Source organism: Methylobacterium sp. WL9 (assembly GCF_008040035.1).
Lineage (GTDB): Bacteria > Pseudomonadota > Alphaproteobacteria > Rhizobiales > Beijerinckiaceae > Methylobacterium > Methylobacterium thuringiense.
Genome location: NZ_VRVE01000041.1, coordinates 20,875 through 34,542, shown reverse-complemented (window position 1 = coordinate 34,542; position 13,668 = coordinate 20,875). Strand labels below are relative to the sequence as shown.

General features: G+C 58.8%; 21 protein-coding genes. 18 read left to right on the top strand and 3 right to left on the bottom strand.

Annotated elements, in window-relative coordinates; all coding sequences use genetic code 11:
• Positions 1-471 precede the first annotated feature (471 nt).
• The 4 genes from FV217_RS13315 to FV217_RS13305 all read left to right on the top strand — a co-directional run bounded on the left by FV217_RS13315 (position 472) and on the right by FV217_RS13305 (position 1,815).
• Entirely contained in the window at positions 472-714 is a 243-nt protein-coding gene (locus tag FV217_RS13315; protein WP_147817660.1) for a hypothetical protein, read from the top strand.
• A 120-nt stretch (positions 715-834) separates the two neighbouring features.
• Positions 835-1,035, top strand: a complete 201-nt coding sequence (locus FV217_RS23440) for a hypothetical protein (RefSeq protein WP_238231496.1) — start codon at positions 835-837, stop codon at positions 1,033-1,035.
• A 183-nt stretch (positions 1,036-1,218) separates the two neighbouring features.
• The gene (locus FV217_RS22890; RefSeq protein ID WP_187272547.1) at positions 1,219-1,614 is read left to right on the top strand and encodes a hypothetical protein; all 396 of its coding nucleotides are present in this window, start codon (positions 1,219-1,221) and stop codon (positions 1,612-1,614) included.
• A 6-nt stretch (positions 1,615-1,620) separates the two neighbouring features.
• On the top strand, positions 1,621-1,815 hold the full coding sequence (locus FV217_RS13305) for a hypothetical protein (RefSeq protein WP_147817659.1): 195 nt from the start codon (positions 1,621-1,623) through the stop codon (positions 1,813-1,815).
• A gap of 414 nt (positions 1,816-2,229) precedes the next feature.
• Here the strand turns inward: FV217_RS13305 and FV217_RS13300 are convergent, their stop codons facing one another.
• Entirely contained in the window at positions 2,230-2,451 is a 222-nt protein-coding gene (locus tag FV217_RS13300; RefSeq protein ID WP_147817658.1) for a hypothetical protein, read from the bottom strand.
• Positions 2,452-2,717: 266 nt separating this feature from the next.
• On the opposite strand from FV217_RS13300, the gene FV217_RS13295 reads away from it, so the two are divergent.
• The 4 genes from FV217_RS13295 to FV217_RS13280 all read left to right on the top strand — a co-directional run bounded on the left by FV217_RS13295 (position 2,718) and on the right by FV217_RS13280 (position 3,987).
• Positions 2,718-2,990, top strand: coding sequence for a hypothetical protein (locus FV217_RS13295; protein ID WP_187272546.1), 273 nt, complete (start codon positions 2,718-2,720; stop codon positions 2,988-2,990).
• A gap of 30 nt (positions 2,991-3,020) precedes the next feature.
• Positions 3,021-3,227 carry a hypothetical protein gene (locus tag FV217_RS13290; protein ID WP_147817656.1) on the top strand — a complete coding sequence of 69 codons (207 nt, stop codon included), beginning with the start codon at positions 3,021-3,023 and terminating at the stop codon, positions 3,225-3,227.
• Positions 3,228-3,409: 182 nt separating this feature from the next.
• Positions 3,410-3,643 (top strand): hypothetical protein, encoded by a 234-nt coding sequence (locus FV217_RS13285; RefSeq protein ID WP_147817655.1) that lies wholly within the window; start codon positions 3,410-3,412, stop codon positions 3,641-3,643.
• 107 nt (positions 3,644-3,750) lie between these two features.
• Positions 3,751-3,987: a hypothetical protein gene (locus tag FV217_RS13280; RefSeq protein WP_147817654.1), complete on the top strand. Its 237-nt coding sequence runs from the start codon at positions 3,751-3,753 to the stop codon at positions 3,985-3,987.
• Between the two features lie 43 nt (positions 3,988-4,030).
• On the opposite strand, the gene FV217_RS13275 is transcribed toward FV217_RS13280, so the two are convergent.
• Positions 4,031-4,795 (bottom strand): hypothetical protein, encoded by a 765-nt coding sequence (locus FV217_RS13275; RefSeq protein WP_147817653.1) that lies wholly within the window; start codon positions 4,793-4,795, stop codon positions 4,031-4,033.
• 228 nt (positions 4,796-5,023) lie between these two features.
• Between FV217_RS13275 and FV217_RS13270 the strand changes: the two genes are divergently transcribed.
• The 5 genes from FV217_RS13270 to FV217_RS13250 all read left to right on the top strand — a co-directional run bounded on the left by FV217_RS13270 (position 5,024) and on the right by FV217_RS13250 (position 6,742).
• Positions 5,024-5,236, top strand: a complete 213-nt coding sequence (locus tag FV217_RS13270; protein ID WP_147817652.1) for a hypothetical protein — start codon at positions 5,024-5,026, stop codon at positions 5,234-5,236.
• 112 nt (positions 5,237-5,348) lie between these two features.
• On the top strand, positions 5,349-5,621 hold the full coding sequence (locus FV217_RS13265; RefSeq protein ID WP_147817651.1) for a hypothetical protein: 273 nt from the start codon (positions 5,349-5,351) through the stop codon (positions 5,619-5,621).
• A gap of 39 nt (positions 5,622-5,660) precedes the next feature.
• Positions 5,661-6,029, top strand: a complete 369-nt coding sequence (locus FV217_RS13260) for a hypothetical protein (RefSeq protein ID WP_147817650.1) — start codon at positions 5,661-5,663, stop codon at positions 6,027-6,029.
• Positions 6,030-6,109: 80 nt separating this feature from the next.
• Positions 6,110-6,301: a hypothetical protein gene (locus tag FV217_RS13255; protein ID WP_147817649.1), complete on the top strand. Its 192-nt coding sequence runs from the start codon at positions 6,110-6,112 to the stop codon at positions 6,299-6,301.
• 201 nt (positions 6,302-6,502) lie between these two features.
• A complete protein-coding gene (locus tag FV217_RS13250; RefSeq protein ID WP_187272545.1) occupies positions 6,503-6,742 on the top strand; it encodes a hypothetical protein in 240 nt (79 codons plus the stop codon).
• 73 nt (positions 6,743-6,815) lie between these two features.
• On the opposite strand, the gene FV217_RS13245 is transcribed toward FV217_RS13250, so the two are convergent.
• Positions 6,816-7,139 (bottom strand): hypothetical protein, encoded by a 324-nt coding sequence (locus FV217_RS13245; RefSeq protein WP_147817647.1) that lies wholly within the window; start codon positions 7,137-7,139, stop codon positions 6,816-6,818.
• A 470-nt stretch (positions 7,140-7,609) separates the two neighbouring features.
• Between FV217_RS13245 and FV217_RS13240 the strand changes: the two genes are divergently transcribed.
• The 5 genes from FV217_RS13240 (at position 7,610) to FV217_RS13220 (ending at position 13,630) form a co-directional block, all read left to right on the top strand.
• Complete coding sequence (locus FV217_RS13240) at positions 7,610-7,840, top strand: hypothetical protein (RefSeq protein ID WP_147817646.1); 231 nt, start codon at positions 7,610-7,612, stop codon at positions 7,838-7,840.
• A gap of 566 nt (positions 7,841-8,406) precedes the next feature.
• Complete coding sequence (locus FV217_RS13235) at positions 8,407-8,673, top strand: hypothetical protein (RefSeq protein WP_147817645.1); 267 nt, start codon at positions 8,407-8,409, stop codon at positions 8,671-8,673.
• 208 nt (positions 8,674-8,881) lie between these two features.
• Entirely contained in the window at positions 8,882-9,112 is a 231-nt protein-coding gene (locus FV217_RS13230; RefSeq protein ID WP_147817644.1) for a hypothetical protein, read from the top strand.
• 1,509 nt (positions 9,113-10,621) lie between these two features.
• A complete protein-coding gene (locus FV217_RS13225) occupies positions 10,622-10,996 on the top strand; it encodes a VOC family protein (RefSeq protein WP_147817643.1) in 375 nt (124 codons plus the stop codon).
• A 363-nt stretch (positions 10,997-11,359) separates the two neighbouring features.
• A complete protein-coding gene (locus FV217_RS13220) occupies positions 11,360-13,630 on the top strand; it encodes a xanthine dehydrogenase family protein molybdopterin-binding subunit (protein ID WP_147817642.1) in 2,271 nt (756 codons plus the stop codon).
• Positions 13,631-13,668: the final 38 nt, after the last annotated feature.

Here is a 13,668-nt window from a genome sequence, read left to right as displayed (position 1 = left end):
ACCAAAAACTGGCCGTCTCCCGACCGTAAGAACCCGTTCGACGCGATGAACAGACCAGTCTCGCGAGACCCGAACGTCACCCGACCGCAAAAGCCCCAATTCCCGAGTTTTGACACGGCCTGGACCCTTAGTGGAAGTCCGGGATGTCCGGTTTTGGGCAGGGGCTAAGTAGCTTGCGGCTTCGAGCTTGGCTGAGAGATGCAGGTTCGAACAGGACGGGATCTACTCCCTCCAGCAACAGGTCGACGATTTCGAGACCGCAACCTTGCCAAGGTTGGGGTCGAGGGTTCGAATCCCTTCGCCCGCTCCAGTTTCTCTTTTGAGACGAACGATTTAGAGGCCACCTCCGGGTGGCCTTCGTCGTTTTCGTTGCTTGCGGAAGCAGATCGGAAGCAGTCGATGACGTGGCCGCTATCGATCGACGACAACGTGCCCTCACTGCACTCCGCACTCGAGACGTAGGATCACGGCATGCCGATCAGAGCGCTCAACGACCGCAAGAAGCTGTCGAGCGATTTCAACGAGGCCAACGATGCCTTCATCGACGAGGTGTTGGGCGCGCTTCAGGCCGGCCGGATCCCCGTCGACCTTGCCCGTGCCTACCTCGCGCATCCCGTCGCGATGATGCACTCGGAGGGCGCCCAGGCCGTCGCCGGCTATTTCGACCGGATGCTGGCGCAGCGCCCGAACATCGATTGGACGCCGGGGGAGTAGGTGCTGGGTGGGCCTACAGGGGGCGCTAAGTCTCACATCTGCCGCCACCGCCCCGGTCGAGCACCTGAAGGCGAAGGGAAATTTGAAGTGAGCAACGTTCGATTGGTCACCGCGACCGCCCTGTTGTTGATCGGCCTGCCGATCGGTGAGGCCACGACTGCTTCAGCGGGTCCGGCTCAGTCTTACCAGTTCCGTGAGAAGCGTTTCAGCAACACCTGTCGCCCACCACTGAAGTTTGCCGCTGGTGCTTGCGTGCGCAGGTGCCCAGCCGGCTTCCAGGACAACGGCGGTTACTGCCGTCAGCGTTCGATGCGGTATTAATCTAGGGGGCCATTTTCCGTCTCACCGCCCCTCCGCCCTATTCAAACCGCAGCGCCGCGATCCGCTCTGTCTGCTTCGCGGAGGCGGCGAGTTTGGTGTCGCGTATTACCGGCTAGACTCGGACCATGGCGTGGGCGGCCAAGACGATTTGGCTTTCGGCGGAGGTGGCGGCAGTGGCATCCAGTGGGTCGCGCCCAGCAGGATGAGCGTTCCGCTGTCCATCTCCCAAAAGACCTCTCCCGGGCGATTGATGTAGCGGCCGATGCCGTTCACTTTCTCGCCGCTCGCGACAAGAACGCGAGTGCCGTCCCTAGGCGCGGTCTTGATCGGCTGCCAGATGCCGAATGCTGGCGCTTCGGTCATGAGGAGGGTTCCAGGGCCGCGGGCGGCTCAGGCAGGTCGCGCCAGTGCGTCGGACGGTTGTCTTCGATAACAACGACCTCGCGGTTCGCCAAGGAGACGCTCAATCGCATCCGCGCCTTGCTGCTACCCAAAGAGTCGATCAGTGGGTTTGTGAAGATGGCCGTTGAAGCTGTGGTGGGCAAGCGAGAGCGCGCCGCCCGCAAGCCGAAGGACTGACGCCTCGTGAGCATCTACTGCTTTTTCAAGGATTTCGGCGGCCCGCTTGCAACGGTTATCGGCACTATAGCGGCCGTGACTGTTACGAGTATTTTCGCTCACAGTCAGGCCACAACGGCCGAAGCTCAGGCGCGGACGGCAAGCAACAAGCTAAAATTTGATTTATTTAATCTGCGCTTTGCGGCCTATTCTTCAGCTTAAAAGGTATCTCAGGCGGCGCTCTATCAGCCGCCTTTCGATGAGGATACGTGGAGAAGCTGGCGCCAAGCGTCAATAGCGATTGAAGAGAGTGAATTCTTTTTCAACAAGGACAATCATCAACGCCTCAAGAAAATTCTCGGTTTGCCCAACAACTTGATTGCAATGGACGAAGCTCACAAACGGCGCAATGCGAATTACCCAGGATTTGATAAATCTATTGAAGAGCTAGACCGTATCCGAAGCGATTTGCTTTCTTTGACGGCGTCTATGCCTCATGAATTCTCCGACGACCTCAGCCTCGCTTTCCCTGCGGAGGCCATCAAGTCCTAGCCCGATTGACTCTTCGTTAACTCCCCTCCGCCTATCAAACCTCAAGCGAGGACAGCCTCCCGCTCTCACTTTAGCCCCGCAGCTTCACGGCTCGCGGGGTTTTTCGTGCTCGGGCTGATTTGGTGCAACGGGGGCTTCGGCCTCGCGCGCCAGCCGAGCTGCTTTCAATCGCACGGTGGTCTCGTCGCGACGCTTCTGCTCATCGCCGACTTCGGCCCAAACCTCGTCGGCGGATTTCTGGCGGTCAGCTCGCTTGGCAAGCTTGGTATCGAATCGATCCAGATGCCTGCGGGGGTCCAGCGCCATTGGTCGTCCTACGGGTTCAACGCGCCGCTTCGTACCTCACATTGGAATAGAAGGCGCAGCGTCAATTTCGCCCGCCTTTCCGCAGATCCACGCATCAATCCAACCCTATGAAGGAAATGCATCCAGGGTGCTCAGTGTCGGATATCGCACCGAGATGCCGGTGCGCGCAAAAGGCAGGCAGAGATAGCGTGCATATGCATTAGCAATGGTGGCCAATCTTCAGCCGGGGCGGCGAGCCGTACGGCTGGATGAACAGGCTGTCTGCCGTGCCCCATTACTTTTTCGATATTCATGACGGCATTCACGTCATTGACGAGATTGGCCAGGATCTTCCTGGCCTAGAAGCCGCCAAGGCAGAGGCCATAAGAGTTGCCGGGGGCTTCGCGACGAGGCCGGCCATGATGGGCGGGGATGGCGGCGCGTTGATCGTCGTTATCCGCGATGGTCCGGACTCGGTAGTGGTGAACGTGCGCCTGGTGTTCAATATCGAACAGCCGCCGAAGCAGCGTGAGCGAGTGCCGGTTACGCCGGCCGCATAGGTCTCCCGTAAGCAGCCGATGAGGCGACTAATGTCCGCATCGTATGAGGAGCCTTGGCGACCAGCGAACTACCGGGCGGTGCTATTGCGGGCGGATGGTTCGGTCGTTTTTACCAGCAATTTGAATGCTGCCGACGACGACGAAGCCCTCGGCTTTGCGCAGGCTATGGTGGATGGGCATGCCGTCGAGCTGTGGGATGGCCTGCGCTTCATCGAGCATTTCCCTTCAATCGACTGAAGCTGGCTGCACAATACCGTTGCACCGGCCTTATGGAGCAAATGCACCAAGGGCCGGACGTCTGATGCGCGATGGGCTATGGTCCGTACTCCAACTGCATTGCGCGCAATCTAACGGCAGGGCATAGCGCTCTCGCATGCTCAAGCTTTGTGAGGTGCTGATTCGCCGAACAGGTTTACGCCATGCCGCAGCAGACTGAGATCGAATACGGCCCATTGCCGGGCAGCAATAGCGCCGAGCGCCCGAGCTACCGGGTCGTGCTTTTTGATCGGAATGGTCGAGTGCATTCGATCACTCCACTGCTGGTGACTGAAGACGCTTCGGCTAAAATGTCTGCTTGCCGTATGGCTAATGGATTAAGCGCCGAACTCTGGGACGGCCTTCGCTACATCGATCGATACGACGGCACGGAATAAGCTCACCCTGCCTGCACCGGCCCATGCAGAGTCTGCCGGTTAGGTTGTGCGTCGGGTCAGTCGGCTACCTCACAGAAACTTCACAGCACGTACGCGATTGTATCGCGATGCCACGCTATTTTCTGCACATCCGCGAAGGGGCGGAGCTGATAGAGGACGCGGAAGGAATGGAGCTTCCAAGCCTCGAAGCCGCCAGGGCAGAGGCGCTTGAAAGCGCACGCTGCATCCTGGCTGATAGGGTACGTAACGGGCGACCGATCGGCCGTGGGACGGTAGAGGTCACTGACGAAACGGGAGCGGTGCTCGCCTATCTTCCCTTGCGTGCCGCGCTGGATCTGTCGTGAGCGCCTAGGCCGGCAGGGCCGAGACTCGACGTGGATTTACTTGCTATTTTTTGCCACCACTAATGCCACTGCTACCATAATTTGGTATGCCGCGAACATCTTTATTATTTGTCGACCGCGGGATCGGTGCATTACGCTGTGCAGCTATTCCAGTTGCTAAGGGCAACGCAGCAGTTGCAAAATCTAGCAATCCTTTAACTCCCGAAGCAGCCGCGCCCAAGGTATCAGCTTCATCCGAAACTGATGTTGTACTTTGGATAGGCTCGGATTGAGTTGAGGGTAGCAGCGTTCCGTCACGCCGTATTCCTTGCCCGCTATCCGAACTCATATAGCTATCGTAAGCGTCCTGATCACTGCGATTCACGCGAGAAGGCTTGCTGGGAAGCACAGGTGCGGCTGCCGCTCTCCTTCGCGAACGCACTGGCTCGTCACTTTCGGTGCGACCATAATTATAACTGGCTACAGCAGTGCTCTGACCATCGTCATCGTCTGGAACCTCGAAGCTATAGCTCGACTCGCATTTGTAGGATCTATCTTCTTGCTTATAGCAATTTTGTTCTATATTTCTTAAATCAACGCCTTTAGGCGCCTGCCTTTTAGCCAAGTTATATGCAATAATCTTTGCTTTAAGCTCAATTACCGACTCTCCTTGTGAGTTGATCACCCGCTCAAATGCAGCGGATGGACCAGCCATGGCGACTAGGAGATAAGCAAAGCCGCTAAATATTACTGAACATCGAATTTTTAACATATCGAGTTTCCTGGCTCTCTCATAATCTAATGGAGAAACGAAGCCTTTCGACTTCAATTGCTGTCGTCGACCCTAGAACCAGCTTTACAAATTAGTGTTTGATTGCGGCAGCGAAGGAAAATTTATATCGCTACAGCGACTGGTATTGGTCATAACTTATACAAAATCTCACCGTCGAATCTGTGATCAAAGAGACACGCTCGGCAGCAGAATGAGTTTGTGCACCCGCGCCTAAGACTTGGGTCTGGCTCTAATTCCAATGCCGGCGACGGCGTTCACAAGCTCATGTCACCGCATCAGGAGGCGAGTGACCTCGACGCAGCCGTGCGCTTCGCCCTCAACTGGGCTAAGGACCGTCGCAGCATCGAGGGCGATCCGTCCGATCGCTCGCCCTGGCCGCTCGACATCGTCCAGAGCCAGAAGCCTTTCTATCCTCAGCCGGAGGTCGCGCTCTACCATCTCGATGACGTTCAGCCAGACGAATGGGCGAAGAGCTAAGCGATGCCCTGGTGGGCGTAGTCGCCTGGGATGGCGCATCTGGTTTGACACCAGGTGGTCGTAAAGTTCGAATTCCGGGTGGGGGATTCGAACCGATGGAGCTGGATGAACAATGGCTGCACCGACACCCGATCGCGAACTTCAGTTCTCTCCCCTTGGCGGCCGTGTGACCCAACAAGGCATCACGGTCATCGTCTTTATCTACCGATTTGCTGATGCTCCGAACGATCCGTGGCAGCTTGAGGTCGTCGACCACGACGGCGGCTCAACGGTCTGGGATGAGACTTTCACGACCGACGACGACGCTCTCGCCGCTTTCGCCCAGGCTGCTCAAGTGAATGGCATCGGTGCATTTGCCGAGTTGGAAGCCGATAAGAAGCACTAGCTGGCTCACCGAGCACGTGAAGGCGAAAGGCTATCTAAAATGAAGCGCATGCTGGTCGGCCTGATACTCGGCTTCATCCTCGTGCCGGCGATCGGCCACGCTGATCCGGCGCAAGACGAGAAGAGAGACGAGAAGGTTGTGGGTCTCGCCCGCGTTGTCTGCGCCCAGGCCGGCATCGTCCTTCACTGCGGCAAGCTCTACACGCTGGACGATCGGCTTTCCGAGGGGTTGGCGCGGACCGCCCGCCAAACACTCGATCGAGCGCTTGGGCCACAGCCGGCGGCCAATCTCATCAGTGACGAAAGCGATCGGGTGTCACGCGAGATCGCGGATGTGGGCGAGGATCAATGGTGCGCCGATCAGCGCGACATCTTGAACGCCGACGGTGCGAAGGTATTCGTAGATTGAAACTATCAGCTGATGAGACCGCCGGTTAAGAGCGTGTCGCCACCGTGAAGGCCCCGAGGGGGCAAACTGAGGAACGTGTTTTGGCTGACAACCAGAGCAAAGAGCGAATGACGGCCGAGGCAGCATTCGCCAAAACGCAGGGTCGTGCCGGCGGCCGCGCCGCCGAGCCAACGGCCAGCCCCGCGGATCAGAATACGGCTCGTCTTAAAGCTGCACGCCTCGAACGAGATGCCTCGAACGAGCACCTGAAGGCGAAGGGCTATCTGAAGTAGGCCGCGCTCGGCCGCAGCCCCGAGCTATCGCGAGCCCGACCGACGACATGCAACCACATTGACGCCAGCGGGCCGTAAGGTCGGCAAGGCTCTATCATTGAGCTGCACTAGTAAGCCTGTACCAGTGAGCCGTGCGAAAGAGCGTGCTAATGCACCCACTGGCAAAGGGCCGACAGAAATAAAAAGCACGGGGGTAGCGCCATGCCTCGATATTTTTTTGAGTATTACAACGATCGCGCTGTGGAATTTGACGAGACCGGCAGCGAATGCGCGGATCGCTATGAGATCGAACAAACTGCCAAGCAACGATTGCTGGGGTTCCTCGCAAGGCATTCCGGCAAGCCGACACCGTTTTGCATAGCGGTCTTTGCCGCTTGCGGCACCGTCGTGATGACAGCGACTGGCATGGCTCCAGACGAGTTGCGCGAGTTCTGGCGCTAGGCGTTTCTCGATTGCGGTAAAATCCGGACGCACCAGTTGATTGCCGTCAAACTGATGGCAAACTCACCCGCGATCAAACGGCGGGTTCGATCTGGCTTACGCATCGAAGTTGAAGGGCAGCCGCGATGTGGCGGCGCGATGGATCGTATTGTCGGCGCGGCTGCAAGTCCGATTCCCAACGCACGCGAACGGCTCCTTTAAGCCACCCGTGGGCGCTCATGATGATTCCGCCATTCTCTTCATAAACAACAACGGTAGAGGGAAGACTTTCTGCGCCGCGAACTGCCTGTCTCGTACAGGCTTCTTCGATTAGCATGAGAGCATGCCGCTCAATCTCGGAGCGGTCTTTGCACTCCAAATCTTCATCTTCCCACTCGGCATCATCGCCTTCATTCACATCGAATATATATCTATACATAATTAAGTTCACCTAAAATGACAAATTACGGCGCGGCTTGCACATGAGCATTTCGGATTAATGAATCCACAGCGGATAGTGATTTTCAAGGGCCAAAAATACCATAAGTAGTTCAATTTCCCGGGAAACTTAGATGTGAGCCATCAAACGAGATTAGATCGGACTGCTGTATAATAGCGGATGTTTTGCCGGCGTCTTTCCGAGACCGCCGAATATGTCCCCTTCAATGCTAGGTGGGCGCCCGTGCCTGTCAGACATTCGGTCGGACTGCATTGTCTCAGGCTCACGCCGACGATTTCCGCGCCGCTCCGCGGCAACGCGAGCTTGAAGCAGCGCCTCACAGCGCACGAGCCATACCAACCGATAGGTAGACGTCACGAAACCAAACAGTCTAAGAGAAATGTCGCATACCCGACTGTTGTGCGATCTTGCATCCGGAAGACGGTCCCATGCCTCGCTACTTTTTCGATGTGAACGACGGCGCTGAACTGCAGGACGACGTTGGGCGGGTCTTAGAAAGCGGCGCACCCCTTCGAGCTGAAGCTATCCGCACTGTCGCGCTGCTTTTGGCCGCCGAAGCCGACAACGCCAAAGACACCGCATTGGTCCTTAGCGTGCGGGACGCAAATGGCGCTATTCCGCTGAAGGTGCGGATGGCCTGTCATGTTGAGGAAACTTAGCGCTTGTTTTCATCAGTTCTATCAGAGTCATCTCCAGCAAAGTCCTAAGGCGAAAGCTGCCACGATGCCCCAAGGCATCTTTAGCTTGCTGGATTAGTTCTCCTATTTTCTGAGCGTCTGCCTGCTCACTCGACATTTCCAGCCCCGCCAGCGCTCATAAGATGACCACCCGTGAAACGGGCTGAATCATTACGGTCGAGGCGGGGAAAAGTTTCTAGATTTTGGAATAATCAGCCTGCGTCAGAATCGTAGGTCGAATGAATGCTTAATATGTCTCCCTACTAGTAGGTCGACTAAGACCTACTACCGTGTAGAGTTGGGCTATGTCCGAGGCTCGGGGTATTCCACCCAACGGTATGGAGTAGGAGCTTTTTAACTTGAGAGAATTTGCTACCTAATACCGTTCTGGCGGAATTAGGTAGTAAACTCAACTAGGGTAGGAGGCGAGACAGCAGAATCCCATAGCCTTCCGTGACAATTGCACCAAGGCTTCGCAATTTGAGCTAGCCGCCCTAATTCAGTAGTATTGCTGGCCGTATCCCAGGCGCTCGCGACAAGAGACAGATGTGCTCCCGCCTGAAGACCGGATTCGCGCATTGCCTCACTATTATTTTGACATCCACGACGGCATTCACATTACCGACAGCCTGGGCCAGACGTTGCCCGACCTTGAGGCGGCCAAGACAGAAGCAACGCGGATTGCCAGCGGTTTCGCAGCACGCACCGCAATGCTCGGCAGTGATGGCGGCGCGCTTAACGTTATCACTTGGACCGCGCCCGGCGTAGTTGTGATGAAGGTCCGGCTCGTTTTCAACATAGAGATACCACGATAGCCGATTGATCGGCGCGCAGAGTATCCGAACGAAAGAGCCCCGCGAGCGAAGACCGCTGCGGTGCAAAGGTGCCTTGAGAGACGCGGCAAATTGCCAAGCCTTGGACGCATGCCATGCAAGACAGCCATGCGCGAAACTAATATGGATTAATGGAGTTGGCCGACCGTGCAGGTCTACGCGCCTGAAGGTTCAGAGCCATGGTGTAACGATGCCGCGCTACTTCTTCGACGTGAACGACGGCACCGAGCATCGCGATGAAATCGGACGCGAACTGAAAGGCTGCGCGGACATGAAATCTGAAGCCCTGCGCGTCATTGCGGCGCTCTTGGCCGCGGAAGCCGAGGATGCCAAAGACGCAATGCTCGTCTTGAGTGTCCGCATTGCGACTGGCGCTATCACTTTGAAGGTTCGGATGGCGTGTCAAGTTGAAGAGATTTAATTACTTCTCTCTGTAGCTCTATAAGAATCATTTCGATCAAGACATGAAGGCGGAAACTACCGCCTTCACCAAGGCAGTTTCTTGCTTGCTGGATAAGGAACAGCGTTTCTTCAGCATCGTTTGGTGGCACTGGCATATATGCCTCGCTGATCCAGCTAACTGTTACCCACCAGGGTCTGCAAAGTCCTTATGGGCCAAAGTGGCAAAAAAGTTGCCATTTTTCTGGAACGGCAACGAGTTTTGTATGGCAGCCGACGGTTCGCAAATACGTTGCTAGCTCGGACGATCCGTGTTGGTTCTGGCGCTAGGCGTTTATCGCGTGCAGCGTCTGCCGGTTAGGTTGGGCGTCGGGTCGGTCGGCTATCTCACAGAAACCTCACAGCCCGTTCGCGATTGTATCGCGATGTCACGCTATTTTTTGCACATCCGCGAAGGGGCGGAGCCGATAGAGGACGCGGACGGGATCGAATTGCCGGACCTCAATGCTGCAAGGGCAGAGGCCCTAGAAGGCGCACGCTGCATCCTGGCTGACAGAGTTCGCAACGGGCGCCCGATTGGACGCTGAACGGTAGAGGTCACCGACGAAACGGGAGCGGTGCTCGCCTATCTTCCGCTGCGCGCTGCGCTGGATCTGACGTGAGCGCCTAGGCCGGCAGTGCTGTGAGATGCCCGACGGCCGTCTTGGTCAAAGATGACTGAGATACCCGAGTTACTCGCAAAGGTCAGCCAGTCTGAAGGGACGACGAGTAGAGTGACTGCAGGAGCGCGGCTCCCAACCGCGGGCCCAAAGGACGCGGACGCTACCAGTGGCCCAGCCATGGGCGCTCATGACGATCTCGCCGTCCTCTTCGTAGACAACGACAGTTGACGGGAGACTTCCGCTACCGCGAGCGGCCTGCCGTGCGCCGGCCTCCTCAATCAGTCTCCGGGCATGTTGCTCAATATCGGCCCGACTGCCGCATTCGAAGTCTTCGTCATTCCACTCGGAAGAGTCGCCTTCGTTCACGTCAAAAATGTATCGAGGCATGGACGTTTCCGCAGCAGTAGCTGAAAAATGATGCAATTTCACCCACCGAAATCTGAATTTCTTTTCTGAAAGATGCCCGATGTTATTAAAAGATTGGTAAGCAAACAAATTGGGAAAAATACCGAAGGTAAAGTCACCCTCCTAACTTCCAAGTGAGATCAAGTCGGCCTATTGTGTAGATGTCGACGATTCGCCGCCGACCTTCCGCGCCCGCTATACCTGACCCCCTCATGGTAGAGGCGGGCGCGGACTGCAGCCCTCGTACCTTGGCTGGTAAGCAACTTCTAGGCTTACGAACCGGCGCTGAGCCACATTACCGGGGCGATGCAAGTCGCCTGCTGCCGCACAAAATTTTAACTGGCCGCCAGCGCTCATGTCGGGGCGTTTTCTGCATGCTTGCAGCCCGCCGCGCCGACGCCGTCAGTCACTCGTTTCCAGTCCAGACAGCAGCTATCCCAGGCTGTCCCTGTTTGGAGATGTGTATGTTCACGCACGTCATGATCGGCAGCAACGACCTGGAGCAGGCCAAAGGATTCTACGACGCCACGTTTGTCGCGCTGGGAGGCGATCCCGGCGTGATGGATGCTCGCGGTCGGCTGATCTATGCCCACGAGGGCGGACGGCTGATGATCACGAAGCCGATAGACGGGAATCCAGCCACTGCAGCGAACGGTGGGACGATTGGCATTGTCGCTGCAAGCCGCGACCATGTTCTTGCGTGGCACATGGCCGGCACCAAGCATGGTGGTACAGCGATTGAGAGCCCGCCCGCAGAGCGCCCAAATCGATCTTTCGTCGCTTACCTTCGCGATCCCGATGGAAACAAGCTCACTGCACGGACCTTGCCCACGAAGTGACGCGAGCCTCCGTCCCGCGCGGAGCCGGTCATGCTCGCACGGTGCTACGGTTCCGTAGCGTCTGCAGAGCGGTATCAATCTCTGATGGGGTAACGATCGCAGATCGCCTCATCAGCCCTCCGGTCGGGCTGGACTGAAGCCTTCTCGCTTTGCGGCTCGACGATGCCCGGCTGGGCGTCGAACTGCTGTCTTGTCCGATCCGGCCGCTGCCATGCAGGTTGGGATCTCGCTCTCGATAGTCGATGTGACGCAGAGCCGGTTGGCGCAGCACCATGTCACCCCTTCGATCCGATCTAGCACCGGACCCGAGCGGCATCGGCAGTCATTGCCGTGTGAGCGATCTGGCTCACGGAAGACGTCACGATGGATGGGTCTGCAACGATCGCTGATGGCATGCTCGGCCGCCCGCACGTTCGAGTTGAGGGGCGTTCCAAGGTCACGGGAACGGCAGTCTATTCCTCCGATACCCGCGAAGGGCCCGTGGCTCACGCCGCGCTCGTCACCAGTGCCATCGCGAAGGGACGCATCTCCGGTTTCGACCTCACTGCGGCTGAGAGCGTCCCAGGCGTTCTTGGCATCTTCACACATCGCGACTTCGCCGGGGCCGTCGCTCCTGTGGCGCACCTCATGGACGGCGGCTACGCCAACAGTTCGCATCGACCGCTGTCGTCGGACCGCGTCGCCTATGCCGGTCAGATCGTGGCGCTTGTCATCGGGCGGACGCTTGAGGTTGCCGAACAGGCCGCTGCACTGGTTGCTGTGAGCTATGCGGCCGAGCCGGCGTCCGGGACCTTCGATGATCCCGGCGCCGAGACCGTGCGGCTCGCCGATCTCAAACAGCATCACGAGGAGGTATCAGTCGGCGATCCCGAGGCGGCCTGGACAGCAGCAGCTGCACAGGTTGCAGCGCGCTACGAGACCCCGATCCAGCATCACAACCCGATCGAGTTGTTCACCACCCGCTGCGCCTGGGATGGCGAGAGGCTGACCGTGCATGAACCGACCCGCTACATCGGCGCCGTCCAGCACGGGCTCGCCGCACAGCTCGGCATGGACCCAATGAACATTCGGGTGGTCTCGGGTCTGATCGGTGGGCACTTCGGATCGAAGTTTGCCCTGTCTCAGCACACCGCTCTGGTCGCGCTCGCGGCGAAGCGCCTGGGCCGCGCGGTCTCGCTGGTGCCGACGCGTCGCCAATGCTTCACCATCGCGAACTACCGACCGGAATCGCGCCACGACATCCGGCTGGCCGCCGACCGCGACGGGCGGTTCACGGCCCTCGTCCATGAGGCGGAGGTCGTAACGTCGCGCTTCGACCCTTTCATGATGGAGGGGACGGATGTCACAGCCAGCCTTTATGCCTGCCCGGCGATCCGCACCGAGGAGCGGGCGGTCCGGGTCGATCGCAACACCCCAGGTCCGATGCGAGCGCCACCGGAGGTGCCCTACCTGTTCGCCCTCGAATCCGCCGTCGACGAGATGGCGTTGCTGCTTGGCGTCGATCCGATCGAACTGCGCCGACGCAACGACACGGCTCGAGACCCGGTGACGGACAAGCCGTTTTCGAGCCGGCCGCTAATGGCCTGCTTCGATGCGGGTGCAGCCGCCTTCGGCTGGGAACGTCGCTCGATAGAGCCCAGGTCGCTACGCGATGGGCCCTGGCAAGTCGGTCTCGGCTGCGCATCGTCCGTGCGGCCGGTGAAGTCCGCCGCGGCGACAATGCGGCTGCGATTGCTCCCGGACGGCTCCGTGGAGGTTGCGACCGCCCATCACGAGATCGGCAACGGCATCACCACGCTGCTCGCCATGGGCGTCAGCGAATGGCTGGGCGTGCCGGTCGGGCGCGTAAGGGTGCTGCTCGGCGATAGCGATCTGCCGCCGTCGAGCCTCTCGGGGGGATCCAGCACCACAACGAGCTTGATGAGCACGCTAGCGCTCGGCTGTGATCAGCTCCGGACTAGGCTCGCGCAGGCGGCGACCGCTACGGGATGGTCGTTCGAAGGCTACGATCCGAACGGCCTGCGGGTCTCTGAAGGCCGGCTGCTGGCAGAAGATGGCCGCGCCGTGCCGCTCGGCGAAGCGGCTGCCCTGGTCGGACCTGCCGGTGCAGAGACCCTCGCCGAGTTCGTGCCGGCTGGCGCACCGGAGAAGGCGCTCGAATCGTTGCGCGCCGGGCGAATCGGCCTGTCCCTCGGCGGCGATGCCCTGTCCTGGGGCTTCGGGGCACAGTTCGCGGAGGTGCACGTCCATGGCGAGACCGGCGAGATCCGGGTCGCGCGTCTGACAGGGGCTTTTGCAGCAGGTCGGGTTCTCAACCCGCTCACCGCTAGAAGTCAGCTCGTCGGCGGCATGATCTGGGGGCTCGGCTCGGCGTTGCTCGAGGAGACCGTCCTTGACGGCGCGACCTACCGGAACGCGGACCTTGCCGAGTATCTCGTTCCCACTTCGGCGGACGTCGAGGCGGTCGAGGCCGTGCTCGTGCCGGACCCAGACGAGATCGTGAACCCGCTCGGCGTGAAGGGCCTCGGCGAGCTCGGCATCATCGGGGTCAACGCAGCCATCGCCAATGCCGTGCATCATGCCACCGGGCGCCGCATTCGCAGCCTTCCGATCCGGGTCGAGGATATGATCTAACAACCTACTGCTTTGCTCGACGGCGCCCGTCATCCGAC

What these genes read in the sequence shown, in the direction of transcription:
- FV217_RS13315 (WP_147817660.1), top strand. Translation starts at nt 472, where the DNA reads ATGCCGATCAGAGCGCTCAACGACCGCAAGAAGCTGTCGAGCGATTTC.
- FV217_RS13300 (WP_147817658.1), bottom strand. Translation starts at nt 2,451, where the DNA reads ATGGCGCTGGACCCCCGCAGGCATCTGGATCGATTCGATACCAAGCTT.
- FV217_RS13290 (WP_147817656.1), top strand. Translation starts at nt 3,021, where the DNA reads ATGTCCGCATCGTATGAGGAGCCTTGGCGACCAGCGAACTACCGGGCG.
- FV217_RS13285 (WP_147817655.1), top strand. Translation starts at nt 3,410, where the DNA reads ATGCCGCAGCAGACTGAGATCGAATACGGCCCATTGCCGGGCAGCAAT.
- FV217_RS13280 (WP_147817654.1), top strand. Translation starts at nt 3,751, where the DNA reads ATGCCACGCTATTTTCTGCACATCCGCGAAGGGGCGGAGCTGATAGAG.
- FV217_RS13270 (WP_147817652.1), top strand. Translation starts at nt 5,024, where the DNA reads ATGTCACCGCATCAGGAGGCGAGTGACCTCGACGCAGCCGTGCGCTTC.
- FV217_RS13265 (WP_147817651.1), top strand. Translation starts at nt 5,349, where the DNA reads ATGGCTGCACCGACACCCGATCGCGAACTTCAGTTCTCTCCCCTTGGC.
- FV217_RS13260 (WP_147817650.1), top strand. Translation starts at nt 5,661, where the DNA reads ATGAAGCGCATGCTGGTCGGCCTGATACTCGGCTTCATCCTCGTGCCG.
- FV217_RS13250 (WP_187272545.1), top strand. Translation starts at nt 6,503, where the DNA reads ATGCCTCGATATTTTTTTGAGTATTACAACGATCGCGCTGTGGAATTT.
- FV217_RS13240 (WP_147817646.1), top strand. Translation starts at nt 7,610, where the DNA reads ATGCCTCGCTACTTTTTCGATGTGAACGACGGCGCTGAACTGCAGGAC.
- FV217_RS13230 (WP_147817644.1), top strand. Translation starts at nt 8,882, where the DNA reads ATGCCGCGCTACTTCTTCGACGTGAACGACGGCACCGAGCATCGCGAT.
- FV217_RS13225 (WP_147817643.1), top strand. Translation starts at nt 10,622, where the DNA reads ATGTTCACGCACGTCATGATCGGCAGCAACGACCTGGAGCAGGCCAAA.
- FV217_RS13220 (WP_147817642.1), top strand. Translation starts at nt 11,360, where the DNA reads ATGGATGGGTCTGCAACGATCGCTGATGGCATGCTCGGCCGCCCGCAC.